Here is a 19,573-nt window from a genome sequence, read left to right on the forward strand (position 1 = left end):
GATATATTGTTTGTTTCTAAAATTGCCCCTTGTGACAAGCCGCAATTTTAATATGTCAAGCTATATTTTCATCTCTACCAAAGTAGCTTGGCGCTTGGATAGAAAGGCACTTCCACACATCCCGGAAGTGCCTTCTTTTTTTATTTATTGAACCCCAACTTTTTCAATCCGTTCTGTACATCCGGATGGCTCATAAAGAGTTTCCATAACAGTCCAGTCCGGTAGTTTTCGATCATTACGGCTATGGGGCCTTGGTCGATGGCAAGATAGCGTTGCGGATACCAGTTGTCTGTTTCGCTGAAGGCATCATAAAAGCCATAGGGGCCGAATAGTTTGTCTCCCATATCATAAAGATGTCTCATCACTTCGAGAGAATATTCCGGTGTATAGACGATGGACGATAAAGCAGCCGTAGGGGTGATTACTCCTGCATCCTCTTTCTCATTGGGAGCATGTGCGGCGTAGCCGTTTACGGAATAGCTGGCGGTCAATCCCCAACAATTCGGGCCGAAACCTTTGTAATGTTTCGGATTACGGATGCAATAGGCGCGGTTGACTAACGTCAGGTTACGCATTTCATTGAAGTAACTCGGACAGTATTTATCTTTCAGTCCTACGGGATCCAATCCCAAGAAGGAATATTGCGCCCAGAAGAGCGGACCTGCTTCGCTGCCTTGATAACGAAGGTGAAGTTCGATACCCTCTACTTTATGCGGAGATACGATGGCGCCATTCTGTGCCCAACCATCATGATATACGGCGGCAGGCACACCGTGTGTGGGCGATGCGGCGGCGAGTATGTACATGATGAGACATTCATTGTAACCATGAACCGGGAAGTCCATCTCCCAGCCGTATTCGGGACTCCAATGCCAGTAGAGTACATTCTGGTTCCCTTTGCGGTACCAGTTCCAATCCACTTCACGCCACAGTTTATCTATTCTTTGCGCCAATGCTTTTTCTTGGGGAGTGCCGTCAATATAATACTGATGTACGGCAAGCAGTCCTTGCATGAGAAAAGCCGTCTCTACAAGGTCGCCGCCATTGTCTTTCTGACCGAAGGGTTTCACTTTTCCGGTCTCGCCATACCACCAATGGGGATAGGCGCCTTTGAAGCGGTCGGCACGTTCGAGAAAAGAAACTATTTTTTCCATGCGTACCAGTCCGTCGGTACGGGAAACGTACCCCCGGTTGATGCCGGCAAGAATGGCCATGATACCAAAACCACTGCCACCCGAGGTGACGACATCCGGTCCGCCGGCAGGATAGTTACCGTCCATATGAATACGTTCCGGGGCGAGACCGCTATTGGGCTCCGCACCATCCCAGAAATATAGAAAGGTTCTTCTTTGTACTGTATCCAGCAGGGCATCAGTAGTGAGACTGTCTGATGGGAGGGAAGAAGTTGATGGAGAGGTTTTCTTGCTGCCCTGACAGGAGTTGGCTGTCAGGAGCAGAAGAAGACCGGAAAATATATAATAAATAACTGGTTTCATTGTTGTTGGTTTTTAGAAGGTGAAGACCTCTCCCCATCCCTCTCCGTGGGAGAGTGAGTTGGGTTAGTCTTATAACTGATTAAATATAATAATTGCTTGAATATCATAACTGATTAAATGCAATAGTATCTATACTCCCTCTCCTACGGAGAGGGTTGGGGAGAGGCCTCACTTGGACGTTACGGTGAATGCGGCTGTTTTCACATCCCGGCTGTTGGAGCCTATCATGACTTGGAAGTCTCCCGGCTCTATGACATATTGCAGATCATAATCGTAGAACTTCAACATTTCAGGGGCTATTTTGAAGGTGACAGTACGCGTTTGTCCGGGTTGGAGGTAGATTCTTTCGAATCCTTTCAACTCTTTTACCGGTCGGGTAGTGCTGCCTACAAGATCGCGGATATACAGTTGCACCACTTCTCCGCCGGGCAGCAGTCCGGTGTTGCTGACATCTACGGATGCTGTGATCATACCTTGCATATCCATGCTCGATTGGCTCAGAGAGATGTCGCTGTAAGCGAAAGTAGTGTAGGAGAGCCCGAAGCCGAATGGATAGAGCGGTTCGTTGGTGACATCCAGATAATTACTGCGGAATTTTTCGAACCATTTGCCATCGTGTAGCGGACGTCCGGTATTCTTATGCGCATAATATAATGGAATCTGTCCTACGTTTTGCGGGAAGCTCATTGTCAGTTTTCCACTCGGGTTGACACGACCGAACAGTACGTCACCGATGGCATAAGCTGCTTCGCTTCCACCAAACCAGACATTAAGAATAGCCGGAACATTGTCCTGTTCCCAATTCAATATCAACGGGCGGCCGGTAAAAAGCACTAAGACCACCGGCTTGCCTGTGGCTACCAGTTCTTTCAACAGTGTTTGTTGTACATCGGGTAGATTGAGATCCGTACGGCTGCTGCTTTCTCCGCTCATCTCGGATGATTCTCCGAGGGCAGCGACGATTACGTCGGCTTTATTGGCGGTTTCCAATGCTTCTTTCAATAATTCGGCATCCGTACGATTGTCCCGGTTCAATGAACGGCCGAACATGGTAGCGCGTTCTTCGTAAGCAGCGTCGCTTATCAGGTTACTTCCTTTGGCATATAACAGGTTGATGTTCGCACCGTTTTCCATTAAAGGGATGTACCAGGGTTCATTGGGTTGGTTAAGAGGCATTTCATCCATACGGCCCACCATCTCACGAAGTCCTTCGATAAGCGACGGTGAACGGTCCAGCACGGCTGCCACGCTCCATGTACCCGGCATATTGCTCCGGGTGTCTGCCAACGGGCCGATCACTGCAATGGTTCCGGTGGGCTTCAATGGTAAGGTCTGGTTGTCGTTTTTCAGCAAGACAAAACTTTCGGAAGCGATACGGCGGGCGGCATCCCGATGGGCACGCGTAAAGATGTCACGTGCCGGACGTTTCGGATCACAATATTTATAGGGGTCATCGAATAGTCCCAATTTATATTTCGCTTCCAGAATACGGCGGCAGGCGGTATTCAAAGTCATCATAGAAACTTTACCCTCTTGAATGGATTTCTTCAGAGTGCCTACAAATCCGTCACTTACCATATCCATGTCCACACCGGCATTGATGGCACGGGCGGAAACGGTCTGTAAATCGCCGATACCGTGATCTGTCATTTCGGATATTCCGGTATAGTCCGTAACGACGAAGCCGTTGAAACCCCATTGACCGCGCAGCACATCACTCATCAACCATTTGTTGGCAGTGGCAGGTATGCCGTCCACTTCATTGAATGAAGCCATTACGCTGCCTACTCCCGCTTCGATGGCGGCTTCGAGGGGAGGAAAATATTCATTGTACATCCGTTGGCGGCTCATGTCTACGGTGTTATAATCGCGTCCGCCTTCGGCAGCACCATAAAGGGCGAAATGCTTTACGCAGGCCATGATTTCATCGTTCCGTTTCAACTGGTCTGCGAGTTTTTCTCCCTGATACCCCTGTATCATTGCCCGGGCGATAAGCGATCCTAAGAACGGGTCTTCTCCCGATCCTTCGGAGACACGTCCCCAGCGTGGGTCACGGCTGATGTCCACCATCGGGCTGAAAGTCCAGGAAATGCCGTCTGCACTGGCTTCGATCGCTGCAATACGGGCCGATTCTTCAATGGCTTTCATATCCCATGTACACGATAATCCCAATGGAATGGGGAAGATCGTTTCGTATCCGTGGATAACATCCATACCGAATAATAAAGGTATGCCAAGGCGGGAATTTTCTACCGCTAATTTTTGTACATCCCGGATTTTTTCCACTCCTTTCAAATTGAAGAGTCCGCCCACTTCACCGCGTTTGATTCTTCCGGCAATGTCGCTGCTCTTTGCCTGTCCGGTGGTGATGTCTCCGGTGACAGGAAGATTGAGCTGTCCGATCTTTTCATCTACTGTCATTCGCTTCATCAAGGCGTCAATGAAACGATTCATATCCTGTGGAGATTTTTGCGCTTGCATGCCACTAACACCTATAAATGTTGCCGCAAGCAGAATACTGAAAGTTTTTATAAATCTGTTCATGGTTAATAATTAAGGCCTCTCCCCCAACCCCTCCCCGTAGGGAGGGGGGAGAAAGGTACATTTGTAAAATCGAGTGTTATATATTATTGACCTCATTCCTGATAGAATGTCTGATAAGGCATTTTACTCCCCTCCCTACGGGGAGGGGTTGGGGGAGAGGCTTAGTAATTCGGATTTTGCACCAACACCCCTTTAGACTTGTCTATCTCCGTTTGCGGAAGCGGTAGGAGGGCATTCTTGGGCTGGTAGTTCATCTTTCCGGCTTTATGCAATACCTCTTCGGCAATGCCCCACCGCACCAGATCATAGAAGCGGTCGAACTCCATTCCCAATTCCACACGACGTTCATGACGGATGGCATCGCGGAGTACCGTTTGATCCAATGATTCCACTTTGGGCAGGACGTTCGGGTTATTGCCTCTCGCACGGGCTCTTACCATTTCAAGATCAGCATTGGCCTCTCCTGTCTTTCCGAGTTCATTGGCGGCTTCCGCAGCCATCAGTACTACATCGGCATAACGGATGAGCCGGATGTTTACCCAAAAACCTTTGTTGGTATATTCACGGCGCATAGCAGGATCGGTATAGGCTTTTTTGTTGAATGCCCGGCCCATGGCTTGCGATACGGGTGATTCGTTATAAGGTGTATTGGTGTTTTCGGGAGTGATCGGGTCTGTCTCGTTTTTGCGGAAGTAAAGAAGGGTAGCGTCCCGGCGCGGGTCTCCCGGTTCGTAGGCATCATATAATTCCTGGGTTGCCATATTCCAACCCCAGCCTAAATCCCATTGGTTGGCACCGCGCACTCCCTGGACTTCACAGAATTGACTGCCTATGACATCGCTGGCCGGTAAGGCTGCCGTGGCTGTACATTGCAGTTCGAAAATAGAACCGCCACTGTTTTCACCTTCGTCCGTAAATATTTTATCATACGGTGTGTTCAGATTGTAAAGGCCGGATGTCATTACGTCATTGGATGCTATATAAAGACTGTCCCAGTTGTTGCGCATCATAAACGTGCGTGCATGGAGCGAACGCGCAGCACCCCAGGTGAGGCGTCCTAAAAACTCGGTAGCCCACTGTTCGGGCAGTAAGGCTTCGGCGCCGGCCAGATCCTTGTCGATTTGCTCATATAGTTTTTCGGCTGTGGTTTTCGGTACATTGGCTTCTGATGAATCGTTTACTTTGAACGTAATCAGAGGTACTTCGCCAAAGGCACGTACCAGATTGAAGTAGCAATATGCACGGAAAAACAGGGCTTCTCCACGGTTCCGGAGGTCTTCTTCGGTTAGCTTTCCGGTAGCTTCTGCTTCATCTATCGATTCGAGAATATCATTACACTGAAAGATAATGGCATAATTCTGGCTCCAGTAAGCCCCGAGTTGTCCGTTAGTAGCCGTATACATAAAGTCGTCATACATTTCTGCTACTTCCGAGCCGTCACTGCTCGTACTGCCTTTCTCTGCATCCTCACTGCGGAAACTGTGAATGGCAAATGCCGGAGTTCCTGCCGTAATATCAAATTTACGCATCATCGTATAGACGTTATAGATCTTACCGTTTACCAAGGCATTCGGATCATCGTCTTCCGTGAATTGTCCCTGCGGGCTGCGATCCAAGAAATCATTGCAACTTGTCACCATCATCGCCCCAATAGCCAGTGACAAGGATAGTATATACTTATATAATTTCATATCAAAATCAAAATATTTAGTTTATTAATTTCCCCTTTTCTCTCTCTTTCTCTCTCTTGCTTTCTCTTTCCCTCTCCCTTCTCCCTTTTTTAAAAAGTCAGGTTGATTCCGAACGTATAAATCGCCGGTACGGGATAACTGCCGTTGTCCACTCCGAAGGCGATGGCCGAACCTCCTAATTCCGGGGTGTATCCGGTATTATGTTTCCATGTTTTCAGGTTTTGCACGTTGAAGTACATTTTCAAGGCCTGCAAACGTATCTTGGAGATGAGAGCCTTATCGAAAGAGTATGCCAGTTGCAGGTTACGGATACGGAAGAACCGTCCGCTCTCTACATAATATTCCGAATTTTCCCGGTTGATAGCATGTTTCGTATTCAATAGCGGCTGACTGTTTGATGTCCCTTCACCATGCCAGCGGTCCAACCGTTGTTCCATGTAGTTGAATTGGGCGAAGTTGTAATTATCCCAGGTACGGTAAATCTGATTACCTCCTTGGCCCATCATTTCAATGCTGAGATCCCAATTTTTATAGGATACGCCCAGCGAAAGTCCGTAAGTGACATCGGGAGTCGGGTCACCGATCATCGTACGGTCTTCCGGAGTAATCTTACCGTCACCGTTCACATCTGCGAATTTCAGGTCTCCCGGAGTGACGGTAGCCAGTGTGTTTTCGGGAGAAGCGTCAATGTCCGCTTTCGATTGGTATACTCCGTCCACTTTGTAACCGTAGAAGTAGCCGATGGGGTATCCGGCCATTGTGTAACTTTGATTCTTGTCACCGGCTATGATTGAATACCCTTCCTGCACGAGACTTTTTACCTTATTACTGATGGTCGTCAGGTTGGCACTGATGGAGTATCCCCAGTCACCGATCTGGTCGCGCCAAGTAGCTGCAAGTTCCACACCGCTGTTTCTGATCTCTCCCAAATTACCGATGCCCGGAATGGTGCCGGCGATGCCCGGGACTTCCGCAAGCAAGTCTTTGGTATTCTTCTTGTAGAAAACTCCTTCAAAGTGTAACCGGTTGCGCAGCAGGTTGGTTTCGAAACCTACTTCCCAGGCTTCTACCTTTTCCCAGCGTAAATCCGGATTCGGGAGGTAGGCCAGTTGATATCCCGGGTAGATGATGGACGGCTTGCCGAAAACGGCGGAAAAGGCATTCTTCAAAAGCGGTTCTGCCGGATAAGCGGAACTTAAATTCTGATTACCTAAAGTACCCCATGAACCTTTCAATTTCAGCATATCCAACCAACTGATATCTTTCATGAATTCTTCTTCGCTTATCAGCCAGCCTGCGCCCACGGAATAGAAGTTTTGCCACTGGTTTCCGGTGTACGAGAAAGCTGACGAACCGTCCCGGCGGTAAGAACCGTTGAACAGATATTTTCCTTTATAATTATAGATCACGCGGGCCAGCATGGATACGGTGGTTCGTTCCCACTGTGTACTTCCGTTAGTGGCGGTAGCCGCATCGCCGATACTGACGAACCATTTATCGGGATCATCGGGGATAACAAGACCGACTCCCTGTTTACGAGCTCCGTCGAGTCTGCTTAGCGAGTTGTAATAAGTTGTGAAACCGGCTGTAGCAGTAAGGTTATGTGCGCCGTCGGCAAAACTGTTGGTGTATGTCAGTACATAATCGCTCTGTATCTTCGTCTCATTCTGCTTAAACTGGCTGACTTCTGTCTTACCGGTTCCCAAAGTCGAAACATTTCCTTTTACCGTCGGGTCGTATACCTTAATAATAGGTATATAGGTTCGTCCGTTGTCTGATGCATAATCCATTGAGAAGGTGGCGCGTGCTGTGAAATGCTTCAAGAAATTTAGCTCTCCGTATACACTGCCCGAAGCCCGGTAATTTTCGGCTTTAGTGGTATTGGCTTTTAATGTTACATCCACCATCGGGTTGTTCATCTGCGCTTTCTGAAATTCGGGCAAGGCGGTGTAAAGACCGTATTCTGCATTGTACACCGGTGCCACCGGAGTGGTACGGATGGCTCCTAACACCTGTTTGGCATCGGCAGGCAACATACGTGCCCCGTTGAATTGGAAACCTACTTTGAAGTGGTCCGTCACTTTGTATTCATTGCTCGCATTGATCGTCACTTTGCTGAACTTCTCATGCTTGATGTTGCCCTGCTCGTGCGAATATCCTACACCCAAATAGAAACTGTGTTTCTCCGAGGCACCTGTGATGCTGATATTATTGTTGGTAATAAATCCTGTTTGGAATATTTCATCCTGCCAGTTTGTATCGGCATTCCAGTTGCTGAAATCGAAAAGCGGGTTCTCTTCGTTGGTAAGCTGCTCGGTGTACAGCTCTTTAAATTGTTCGGCATTGGTCATGGCAATCTTGTCCGTCACTGATTTCCAGCCGAAAGAGGTATTGATATTTACCCTTGTCTGTCCCTCTTTGGCCTTTTTGGTGGTGATGATGATCACACCGTTTGCACCACGTACTCCGAAGATGGCCAGTGATGACGGGTCTTTCAGGACTTCCATCGATTCGATGTCTTCCGGATTGAGGAAGTTGATATTGTCGTTGAAGAGTCCGTCTACGATATATAAAGGTTTGTAACCGTTGATGGAGTTTGTACCCCGGATACGAATCTCCGGATCGTCTCCGGCACGTCCGTTATTGATAATTTGTACTCCGGCTATCTTGCCCTGTAAGGATGATAGCGGATTGGTAGCGGGCTTGTTGGCAATCTCTTCACCTTTTATATTGGTGATAGAGCCGGTCAGGTCGCGTTTTTTGGCGCTACCATATCCGATGACAACAGTTTCGGCCAGCATTTGCGAGTCGTCTTTCATTACGACGTTGATCACTGTCTGCAGTCCTACGCGGATGTCTTGTTTCTGCATGCCGACGTATGAGAATTCAAGCACATTTTCCGGCATCACGGAGATAGAATAGTTGCCGTCGAGGTCGGTAACGGTTCCGCTTGCGGTACCCTGTATCAGTACCGAAACTCCGATCAGGGGTTCGTTCTGCGCGTCGGTTACCGTACCCGTCACCGTTTTTGTCTGGGCAAATAGGGGTGAAGCGGTTAGTAACAGACATGCCAAGGCAAGGATACTCCTTAGCCAGGAAAGTTTCTTCTCTTTAAGAAGAGGTTGTAAAGGTTTAGGTCTCATTGCATCAAATTTTACTATTATATGAACTACTTTATTAGAATGTTTTTTCATCCGCCTTCCGTATTGAGCGACGGCAAAAATATTAAAGTGAACAAATAAGTAGTAAAAAAGATTAGGGCAAGCGTGTTAATACTGATTTTTAACACTGAGAGGGGGGGATTAATGGGAGAAGGGAGAGGGGAGAAGGAAGAGCTTTTTAGGCGATGAGTTTTATCTTATTGGAACGGTGAGTTTCATACTGCTGGAACAATGAGTTTCATACTGTTGGAACAATGAGTTTTATCTTATTGGAACAATGAGTTCCAATCGCTTGAATCAAACGGAAGAAAGAGAGGAATGTAATAGGCTGCGCTATTATGCTGCATAGCACTTCTCCCCTCTCCATTTTCCCTTCTCCCATTAACTTCCTTTTTTCCATTAACTCCCCTCTTTTTTAGAGGGAAAAACAGGGAAGTATCTCTTTGGCATGTCTCATGCAGTGGAGTATGTCTGCTTCTGTTCCGCAGAATGGTCCTGATTTTTCTATTTTTAGTGTAGACATTGCAGCAGCAAAACGCCCGGCTTCTTCGATGCTTGCTCCGGCTGCCCGTTGATAAAGGTAGCCGATAGTATAGGTATCCCCGCATCCGGTGGCATCTGTGATAACGGCCGGTTCATATGCCGGGATCTGATGGAATGTCTTACCATCGAATATTACCGAACCCATACTGCCGAAAGTCAGTAATACTTCTTTGACACCCCATTCATAAAGCTTTCGGGCGGCTTCCGTTACACTGTCATATCCGGTCAATACTTCCATTTCGTGCTCGTTGACTTTCAGAAAATGTACATATTTCAGTGCTTCTTTCTTTTCCGGCCAGTCCACCGGATACACGCGGGTATTACGTACTTCACGGAGGTAGCCCTGCGAGTCAACGGCTACCAGTCCTTTCCCGGCTAGGTGTCTGATGACATCCACGGGAAAGTCATCGGCCAGCAAGGATCCCAAGTGATAAATATCCGCTTCAATTTCTTTTAAATATTGTGAGGTGAACGGATCTGCTTTGGCAAGCACCCTTTGTGTACGGTCATTTTGATTTTCTCCGTATATGTTTTCGAAATAGACGGAATGTTTGCTGGGGAGGGCTGTTACGTTGATACCGGCGTTGCGCATTCTTTCCACCACATTCAACTCACTTTCTCCTACGGCAGTAACCAGTCTATAGTCGGTATTGTTGAGATGGCGCATGGCATATGAACAATAATAAGCTGTTCCTCCCGGCATGTAAACTGTAGATTGCGGGGTCACTACTTTATCCAGGGTGATATGTCCGATACAACAGAGGGTCTGTTTCTTCATTATTCTGTTCCTTTTATTGAATGAAAAAGCCTCCAAGAGTATTTCTTGAAGGCTTTTTAGTTTTTGTGCGGATGATAGGACTCGAACCTACACGTCGCAAGACACCAGATCCTAAGTCTGGCGCGGCTACCAATTACGCCACATCCGCAAACTTGTTGTGGCTAATTTTTCTTTAGCGGTGCAAAGATAGATATATTTTTTGTTTTCCCAAACGAATGCGAAAGAAAAGTGTTTATTTCAGTAATTCCCGTGCTTTTTCTATGATCGTATCGATGCCTTTTACCTCATCTTCCGACTTCATATCTATTTTTACATCCGGGTTGATGCCCCATTCGATCTGGTTCATGTCCCGGTCGAAATGAGGACTTGCAGAAAAGCGGACTGTCCATCCGTTGGGTAACTCCGATGAAAAAGGCATACCTGAACCGCCCCCTGTCTTGTCGCCTACAATTACTACATTGGGCAGACATTTCATGTGTTTCACAAAGTCGTTGGTAGCACTATATGAATGCCGGTTGGTAAGCACGGCTACTTTCTTTTCCCAACGGATGTTTTTGGATGGTTCCAGATAGATGGCATAAGGCCTTGAAAAATCGTGATGTCCGGGTCCTGTTTTATGCTGGATGTATCCGGTCAGTATTTTTTCATTGGTGAAACGGGAGGCTATCTGGGTTGAGTTGGTTGCGTTGCCCCCGGAATTCTGACGGACATCGAAGATCAGCGCCTTGCAGTCGGCCAGATAAGAGAAGACCACGTCCAGATCGCTGTTTCCAATACCGTCGGCAAACGTTTCATAATAGATATAGCCGATGTTATCACTTAATATCCTGTATTTGAGGCCTGCAATCTGGCGGTAATTCCGTCCCAGATAGTGGGTGTTCTCAATGAGCGATTCGTTGAAATTGACCGGAGAATCGGTCCAGAAGTCAAAGTGACTTTGATTCTCTTCGGAAGTCAGATTGACATGTCCGTCTTTGAGTTCGTACAACATATCGTTCAGCACTCCGAATAATTCCTGATTACTCATTTCCGGATAAAGCCGGCTGCGGTATTCCGTTCCGATGGCATCCCAATCGATATCCTTGTAATCGAGAAAACAGTATTTCTCATCAATTATCTTCCATAGCTGGTCGAAGTTCCCCTCCGGATCATTGACGTACTCTTCCTCTCTGATGCAGGCCGTCAGCCCAGCCAGACAACAGAAAAGAATCCATATCCTCATTACTCCCTTTTTCATCTCTTTCTACTAAATTTATTATCCGTCCGTTGGATGGCGTCGCCAATGCTCCCTTCTCCCTTTAGTTAATACGCTCTCACCGCCGCCGGCAATGGGGTCCCGTTTTTATTCCGGATCAGATACAGGTCTTTCACGAACCCTACCATGAATACATGTGAGTAAGTATGTGTCTTGATATTGTTGACGTCCGATTGTTGCAGATCAGCCATGTAACTGAACCGTAACTTGGCATACCGGACCGGAAAATCGATCGACAACATCTGGCGTACGGAAGGTTGGTTGTGTAATGAAGTGAACTGTATTACTCCGTCGGAATTCCCTAACGTGAAAATCTCATAATAAGATTGTCCGTAGTGAGGTGAGAACATGGCCCCCACTACCGGTACATTCACCTGATAGCGGAACGTCAGAGGATAATTCTTTATTTTTGCATGCCAGATGGCCATTGCAGAAGCATCCAGATTGATGAATGCTCTTGCCGAAGCCGGATTGTTCGTATTGCGCAGGTTGTATACGAATCCACCGTTTATATCTGCCAACGCACCGGCCAGTAGCTTAAAGTTTTCGGTGATACGAAACTGATAATGCAGCCCGTAATTCCAATTCACCAGACCGTTGAATGTGTTGTTGTTTTCTGCATGGTTGTGTGTATACCCTATATTGGCCTGAAAAAAGTTTTGTACGGATACGTTTCCGTCCAATAGCTTGGTCATGCGCATGGTTTCCCGGGAGATACGGAAGTCTATTCCTTTGTATTCCTGCGGTGACAGATAGGTGTCGAAGACATTGGTATAGCCAATTCCATACATGGTGGCACGCGTGACGTAGCGATTGGCCTGCTGCGAATCTGCCTGTGCATATATTCCATCACAAAGAGCAAGCAGGCAACAGCCGATCAGCCCCATTTTTAATAGTATGTTCCTTTTCATTGGCAACCCAATTAATTTTAAATGAATCAGAACAGTTTCATCTGTCCCGTCATTTCGTCCAGTATGTCTCCTTCGCTTTTACCGTGATCCGGGTCCAGTATTTCCGGTTCTTCCTCATTCTCTTCTGTTTTATCCGGTGCCGGAGGATCTGGGAAGCGGGTAGGCTCCAATTCATTGATTGTTTCCACAGTATATGTGGTGATACGTTTTCCTTTTGCCTTAAAGCCTTTCACGGCAATAAATTCATCGGCCTCGATGACCATCGGATCGCGGAAACTATCATGTCCGCCAAAGATAACTTCCAGGCGCGGATAATATTCATCTGTCAGCAGAATCAGTTGGGTCGCTTTGTTGTCTCCCAGATAATTTTGCTTACGGGTGGTACTTTCGAAACAGAAGCGTTTCAGATACGGATAGTTCTGTTGGTCGGCATCGTATAAGGCTGCCGTCCACACCTTGTTACCGTCGAATTTCTCAACGATGCTTACATTGTTTTCATAGTGATTGCTCACGTCGAAATTTGTCGTATAGAATTCGCCGGTGTTCAGAACTACCAAGATGCTGTCGTCACTTTGGAATTCTCCCAGATATTCGCCTCTGCCGTCATAGTTGAGACGCAGTACATCCCGGTCGAACCAGACTTTTCGTCCGCCCAAAGTAGAACCGCCTCTTTGTTTCAAGGCTATTTTATGTACCGGCAGGCGTGTCAGGATAACACCTTGTGCCTGACGGCTCTTGATACCCACTTCGCTGAAGTCGCGCTCGAAGATGATACGGCGTACACGTGGATTGGGTTTTAGGGTTATCTTTATGATTTCGGCTTCTCCGTTAGGGTTGGCGCTGAAATAGGTAATCCGTGATTCCGGAGTTCCCTGAGTGACGTCATACTCACGGTCGCGTACGATGGAGGTCACGGCAAAACGTTTGATATAGGTCGTTCCCTCTTTTCCGTCGCGGTAGGCCACGTTGTAGATGGTACGCTTGTCGTTTTTCTTGAATACGTTGACGTACAATACATTCTTACCCACGAATTTCTTATCGGCAACCGGTGTTATCATGTACCTGCCATCCCGGTAGAAAATGATCACATCATCCAGATCCGAGCAACAGGCCACAAATTCGTCTTTCTTCAAAGCTGTTCCGATGAAACCCTCTTCCCGGTTGATATATAGCTTCTCGTTTGCTTCTACCACTTTGGTTGCTTCGATGGTGTCGAAGTTACGTAATTCTGTCCGGCGTGGGAAGTTTTTACCGTATTTGTCTTTCAACATCTGGTACCAGTCTATCGTATATCCCACGATATTGGCCAGATGTGCATCTATTTCGGCAATGTCCGATTTCATTTTGGCAATGATTTCTTCCGCTTTGTCTGTGTTGAATTTCAAGATGCGTCCCATCTTGATCTCCATCAGTCTCAGTATATCTTCTTTTGTTACCTCACGGATGAATTGCGGATAGAAAGGTGTCAGCCGGTTATCGATGTGCTCGCATGCGGCATCCATATCTTTGGATTGTTCAAACTCCTTGTCTTTGTAGATACGCTCTTCAATGAATATCTTTTCAAGGGAGGCGAAATGCAGGCTTTCCTGTAATTCGCCTTTGTGTATTTCGAGTTCCTGCCGAAGGAGGGCGAGCGTGTTGTCAACCGATTTTTTCAGTACATCACTGACTTTGAGGAAGTGCGGTTTGTTGTCGTCGATGACACAGCAGTTGGGTGATATGCTTATTTCACAGTCGGTGAAAGCATACAATGCATCTATTGTCTTGTCCGAAGAGGTACCCGGTGCCAGGTGTACCAGAATTTCTACATTGGCCGATGTGTTGTCGTCTACCTTGCGAACTTTTATTTTTCCCTTATCTACAGCTTTCAGGATGGAATCTATCACTGTGGAGGTTGTCTTTCCGTAGGGAATCTCTTTGATTGCTAAGGTTTTGTTGTCTACTTTGTCGATTCGGGCACGTATCTTTACCGAACCGCCGCGTTCTCCGTCGTTGTATTTGGATACATCGATGGAGCCGCCTGTCTGGAAATCCGGATATAGCTTGAAATCCTCTTCGTGCAGATAGCTGATAGCGGCATCGCACAACTCATTAAAATTATGCGGTAATATTTTGGAAGAGAGTCCGACGGCAATACCCTCTACGCCCTGTGCCAATAGCAAGGGGAATTTTACCGGCAATGCGATCGGTTCTTTGTTTCGTCCGTCATACGATAGCTTCCATTCGGTTGTTTTAGGATTGAATACTACCTCGAGGGCAAATTTGGAGAGACGCGCTTCGATATAACGGGGAGCTGCCGCACCGTCACCGGTGAGAATATTACCCCAGTTTCCCTGACAGTCGATGAGCAGATCTTTCTGTCCCAGTTGTACCAATGCATCTCCGATGGAAGCATCGCCGTGCGGGTGAAACTGCATGGTATGTCCTACGATATTGGCAACTTTGTTGTAGCGTCCGTCGTCCAAACGTCTCATGGAGTGTAAGATACGGCGTTGTACCGGTTTTAGTCCATCAATGATGTGGGGCACGGCGCGTTCCAGAATCACGTACGAGGCATAGTCCAGAAACCAGTTCTGATACATGCCTGTAAGTTGATGTTTTACGCTTTCGTTATGTGAGTCCGCCGGCTTATAGTCCGAATGTCCTTCGCTCCCTTCCGGGAGCTCTTTGTCCAAGTCGTCTTTCGGTGCTTCAAAATCTTCGCTCATATTGGTTTGGGAATTGTCTGTTCAAGATTAACTGATTTTCTCAGTTGCAGGCAAAAATACAAAATTTATCGGGAAAAAATGCAAATCATTCTAAAAAACAAAAGTGAACCCGATAAGCTTGGACAAATGAGAGGATCCTATGCCGGAAATGGAGAATTAAGAAAGGGTGTATCTATCTGTCCCTGTGTTTATGTTCTAATGATGGTGTTTGGCTTGGTACATATAAATGTGGATGGACAAATTTAATAAATTCCCGGATATGCTGTCTCATAACGTTAAAAGTGAAGTGATAATTGTTTAATTCAACTGAAATTGCGTATTTTGCGTTACGTAAAATGCGTTACGCAAAATATGGAATGTATGAAAGACAAACAAAAAAATATCGAATTGAAGAATCCGTTCCTGGTGTATGGATACGTAAGTCCGCATTACTTTTGTGACCGTGAAGAGGAGAGCAGAAAGATGCTTTCGGCTCTGAGTAATGAACGTAATGTCACCTTGATAGCTCCCCGGCGTATTGGAAAGACGGGGTTGATAAAGAATGTATTCTATCTGATGCGACAACAGGAAGTAGGTGTTTCTTGTTTCTATATGGATATATTTGCAACGCGTGATTTACCTTCGTTTGTACGCTTGTTTGCGGAGACCGTACTTGGACAGCTTGATACACTTAGCGAAACGGTGCTTCATAAACTGACCTCTTTTTTTCGTTCCTGTCGTCCGGTAATCAGTGCGGATCAGTTGACGGGAGCACCCACCGTTTCATTAGATTTTGTGCCGGATAAATCTGAACAGACGTTGAAAGAGATCTTAGATTATATGGCAACATCCGGTAGAAAATGCTATGTGGCTATTGATGAATTTCAACAAATAACTTCTTATTCCGAGAAAGGGACCGAGGCTTTACTTCGTTCCTATATCCAATTCCTGCCGAACGTACATTTCATTTTTGCAGGTAGTAGCCGGCATTTGATGGAGGAGATGTTTACTTCTGCCAAACGTCCTTTTTATCAGAGTTCACAACTGATGGTGTTGTGTGAAATAGAAGAAAATACCTATTACTCTTTTGCGGCCACTTTCTTTGAAAAGAGAGGAGGAAGGTTGGAGAAAGAGGTTTTCGGCTGGATATACAAACGCTTTGAAGGGCATACCTGGTACATGCAGGTTTTGCTTAATCGGCTATACGAGCAGTACGAAACCGTTACTGATATCCGGCAGGCAGAATTCATACTGGCACAGCTGTTGGAGGAGAATACCCCTGTTTATCAGAATTTTATATCTCTGCTTACCGATAACCAATTGCAACTGATGCAAGCCATTGCCAGAGAGGGGAAAGTAGCAACGCCGAACAGTGGAGAGTTCGTTAAGCGTTATGGGCTGAAAGCTTCCAGCAGTGTGAATACGGCCTTGAAATCCCTGCAAGGGAAAGAACTGGTTTATAAGTCTGACAAAGGTTATATCGTATACGACCGCTTTATGGCATTATGGCTGGCAACATTGCCATGACTTCTCTTCGGAAGTGGTAAATAAGATAAATTAATACCCCCGGCACCCTATTTATAAGATAAATAGCTATCTTTGTGGCGCTTTTTAGCTGAATAATGATTTCAATTTAATTAAAGATACAACAAGAAATGGCACAAGAAGACGTTTTTAAGAAACTCGTATCACATTGCAAAGAATATGGTTTCGTATTCCCCTCAAGTGATATTTATGATGGATTGGGAGCTGTGTATGACTATGGTCAAATGGGTGTTGAACTCAAAAATAATATAAAGAAATACTGGTGGGATAGCATGGTGTTGCTGCACGAAAATATTGTCGGCATCGACTCCGCTATTTTTATGCATCCTACTATCTGGAAAGCTTCCGGACACGTTGATGCATTCAACGATCCGTTGATTGACAATAAAGATTCTAAAAAACGTTATCGTGCAGACGTGCTTATCGAAGATCAGCTTGCCAAATACGATGATAAGATCAATAAAGAGGTAGCTAAAGCTGCCAAGAAATTCGGTGATGCTTTCGATGAGGCACAATTCCGTGGCACAAACGGCCGTGTCCTTGAGTATCAGGCTAAACGCGACGCCCTTCATAATCGCTTTGCGAAAGCGCTGAACGATAATAATCTGGATGAGCTTCGCCAGATCATCGTAGATGAAGAGATTGTTTGCCCCATTTCCGGAACGAAGAACTGGACGGAAGTGCGTCAGTTCAATTTGATGTTCTCCACAGAGATGGGTTCTACTTTGGATGGTGCCATGAAGATCTATCTGCGTCCGGAAACGGCACAGGGTATTTTTGTGAACTACCTCAATGTTCAGAAAACAGGTCGTATGAAAGTTCCTTTCGGTATTGCACAGATCGGTAAGGCATTCCGTAATGAAATTGTGGCCCGTCAGTTCATTTTCCGTATGCGTGAGTTTGAACAGATGGAGATGCAGTTTTTCGTAAAACCGGGCACTGAGCTGGATTGGTTCAAGAAATGGAAAGAGATCCGTTTGAAGTGGCATAAAGCCCTTGGCTTTGGCGATGATCACTACCGTTATCACGATCACGATAAATTGGCGCACTATGCCAATGCTGCTACCGACATTGAATTCCTGATGCCGTTTGGCTTTAAAGAGGTAGAGGGTATCCACTCCCGTACCAACTTCGACCTTAGCCAGCATGAGAAGTTCTCCGGCAAGAGCATCAAGTATTTTGATCCGGAATTGAATGAATCTTATACTCCGTATGTAATTGAAACTTCTATTGGTGTGGATCGTATGTTCCTCAGCATTATGAGTGCCGCATATTGTGAAGAACAGCTTGAAAACGGTGAAAGTCGTGTAGTACTGAGACTGCCTGCTGCTCTTGCGCCTGTGAAGTTGGCTGTGATGCCGTTGGTGAAGAAAGACGGACTGCCCGAAAAGGCCCGTGAGATTATTGACGATCTTAAGTTCCATTTCCACTGCCAGTATGATGAAAAAGACAGTATCGGTAAGCGTTATCGTCGCCAGGATGCCATTGGTACTCCGTTCTGTGTAACTGTCGATCATCAGACATTGGAAGATAATTGTGTAACTTTGCGTAATCGCGATACTATGCAACAAGAGCGTGTGGCTATCTCTGAGCTGAATAACATCATTGCCGACAGAGTAAGCATTACTTCGCTTTTGAAAACAATCCAATAAAACCTTGACGAATGAATAAAAAAATCTATTTATTACCAATTCTTTTACTGGCTTTAGTTTTTGTTTCTTGTGAAGAAACAAAAGAGGTGAGCATATATGATAACTGGCAAGAACGTAACGAAGCGTTTATTGATTCTCTGAGAAATGAATTTATGACGAACCGGGAAGTAAGCGGATTAGATACTATTCATTTGTTGAGCGCTCCAGATGATTATATCTTTTATAAGGAGAAAACTCCAGTAAAGAATGAGCCTGAGAACCCTGATAATATATATGAGTATATCGAGGGATATGTATTGGAAGATATTCAACCTTATTATACGGATAGTGTATATACATATTATAAAGGTACTTATATAATCGGTACCAGATTTGATGGCTTTACAGGGAAGAACCCTACAGTGTTTGATTCACCGAGTAGATTTTATGTGAATAGTGTCGTTACAGGCTGGTCTGAGATGCTTCAACGTATGAAAGTTGGAGAGCGTAGGGAGATTTATATTCCTTGGAAATATGGTTATGGTGCAAGTGGCTATGGCAGTATTCTTGGCTATTCTACGTTGGTATTTGATGTGCAATTGTATAGCATTGAGAATCGTAGTTCAAATGCACTGTCAGTACTGGATATAGAAGAATAATAGATTTTTGTATATGAAAAAGTTACGAGGGTGTGTCAAAACTAAAATGACCACTCTAAAAAGTTATAGATTGTAACTAACAATTATAAAAGAGCCATATCAAACTCTGTTTTTGAGTAATAATATGGCTCTTTTCATCATTGATTTAGGGAGTCAAGTTTCAGATTAAAAGTTGTCCTTTCATCAAATTACGTTTTGACACACCCTCGTTTTTGTAATCTATTTGTTCCATAGATGTTTATGAAATCATTAAGAAAGGAGGGGATTTGATGATTTGGGATATTTGATGTTGTGTGTTTGGAAGACTAACAACAAAAAGATTAAACTCAAAATGTTGGTTTTCAGCAATAGTAACTCCAGTCCATGTGGAAAGATTTAGCATCTTTTTTTCAAAGTGTAGCATCTTTCAAAAAAAGACGTAGCAAGCTTTAAAAAAAGACTTGATATCTTTTATTGAAAAATGTAGCAGGTTTCAAAGAAAGATATAATATCTTTTTTTGCAAGCGTTTTCTTATTTCTTCAGAATACCTGTTCTATATATTTCTACCCCCTTCATCGGCTTCACCTTTTAGACTTAAACTCCTTGTTCATCAGAGATACAGGGTGAAGGTATACTCCGGATTTCCAAGCATCGTGCTCATTGTTCGTGCGCCCGGTGCTTATTGTCCATAC

At 45.5% G+C, this 19,573-nt stretch carries 12 protein-coding genes and 1 tRNA gene; 3 read left to right on the top strand and 10 right to left on the bottom strand.

The window, feature by feature from the left end; translation table 11 throughout:
- Positions 1 to 140 precede the first annotated feature (140 nt).
- The 10 genes from RB604_RS06010 to RB604_RS06055 form a co-directional block, all read right to left on the bottom strand.
- The gene (locus tag RB604_RS06010; protein ID WP_021936775.1) at positions 141 to 1,496 is read right to left on the bottom strand and encodes a glucoamylase family protein; all 1,356 of its coding nucleotides are present in this window, start codon (positions 1,494 to 1,496) and stop codon (positions 141 to 143) included.
- A 168-nt stretch (positions 1,497 to 1,664) separates the two neighbouring features.
- Positions 1,665 to 4,040, bottom strand: a complete 2,376-nt coding sequence (locus tag RB604_RS06015; RefSeq protein ID WP_309008992.1) for a glycoside hydrolase family 3 N-terminal domain-containing protein — start codon at positions 4,038 to 4,040, stop codon at positions 1,665 to 1,667.
- 161 nt (positions 4,041 to 4,201) lie between these two features.
- Positions 4,202 to 5,731: a RagB/SusD family nutrient uptake outer membrane protein gene (locus RB604_RS06020; protein ID WP_005927010.1), complete on the bottom strand. Its 1,530-nt coding sequence runs from the start codon at positions 5,729 to 5,731 to the stop codon at positions 4,202 to 4,204.
- Between the two features lie 89 nt (positions 5,732 to 5,820).
- Positions 5,821 to 8,874 (bottom strand): SusC/RagA family TonB-linked outer membrane protein, encoded by a 3,054-nt coding sequence (locus RB604_RS06025; RefSeq protein WP_007479073.1) that lies wholly within the window; start codon positions 8,872 to 8,874, stop codon positions 5,821 to 5,823.
- Positions 8,875 to 9,130: 256 nt separating this feature from the next.
- A complete protein-coding gene (locus RB604_RS06030; protein ID WP_165353983.1) occupies positions 9,131 to 9,292 on the bottom strand; it encodes a hypothetical protein in 162 nt (53 codons plus the stop codon).
- Positions 9,293 to 9,307: 15 nt separating this feature from the next.
- Positions 9,308 to 10,213, bottom strand: a complete 906-nt coding sequence (locus RB604_RS06035; protein ID WP_005927002.1) for a carbohydrate kinase family protein — start codon at positions 10,211 to 10,213, stop codon at positions 9,308 to 9,310.
- 66 nt (positions 10,214 to 10,279) lie between these two features.
- A tRNA-Leu gene (locus RB604_RS06040) sits at positions 10,280 to 10,361 on the bottom strand.
- An 84-nt stretch (positions 10,362 to 10,445) separates the two neighbouring features.
- On the bottom strand, positions 10,446 to 11,450 hold the full coding sequence (locus RB604_RS06045; RefSeq protein WP_007479070.1) for a S41 family peptidase: 1,005 nt from the start codon (positions 11,448 to 11,450) through the stop codon (positions 10,446 to 10,448).
- A 65-nt stretch (positions 11,451 to 11,515) separates the two neighbouring features.
- A complete protein-coding gene (locus RB604_RS06050; RefSeq protein ID WP_373133582.1) occupies positions 11,516 to 12,355 on the bottom strand; it encodes a DUF3316 domain-containing protein in 840 nt (279 codons plus the stop codon).
- A gap of 50 nt (positions 12,356 to 12,405) precedes the next feature.
- A complete protein-coding gene (locus RB604_RS06055; protein WP_005926994.1) occupies positions 12,406 to 15,087 on the bottom strand; it encodes a DNA gyrase/topoisomerase IV subunit A in 2,682 nt (893 codons plus the stop codon).
- Positions 15,088 to 15,447: 360 nt separating this feature from the next.
- Between RB604_RS06055 and RB604_RS06060 the strand changes: the two genes are divergently transcribed.
- The 3 genes from RB604_RS06060 (at position 15,448) to bamJ (ending at position 18,901) form a co-directional block, all read left to right on the top strand.
- Positions 15,448 to 16,593 (top strand): AAA family ATPase, encoded by a 1,146-nt coding sequence (locus RB604_RS06060; RefSeq protein ID WP_007479068.1) that lies wholly within the window; start codon positions 15,448 to 15,450, stop codon positions 16,591 to 16,593.
- A gap of 128 nt (positions 16,594 to 16,721) precedes the next feature.
- Positions 16,722 to 18,263: a glycine--tRNA ligase gene (locus RB604_RS06065; protein WP_055293377.1), complete on the top strand. Its 1,542-nt coding sequence runs from the start codon at positions 16,722 to 16,724 to the stop codon at positions 18,261 to 18,263.
- An 11-nt stretch (positions 18,264 to 18,274) separates the two neighbouring features.
- Positions 18,275 to 18,901, top strand: coding sequence for a BamJ family beta-barrel-assembly machinery protein (gene bamJ, locus RB604_RS06070; RefSeq protein WP_005926985.1), 627 nt, complete (start codon positions 18,275 to 18,277; stop codon positions 18,899 to 18,901).
- Positions 18,902 to 19,573: the final 672 nt, after the last annotated feature.

Source organism: Bacteroides salyersiae (assembly GCF_031172035.1).
Taxonomy (GTDB): domain Bacteria; phylum Bacteroidota; class Bacteroidia; order Bacteroidales; family Bacteroidaceae; genus Bacteroides; species Bacteroides salyersiae.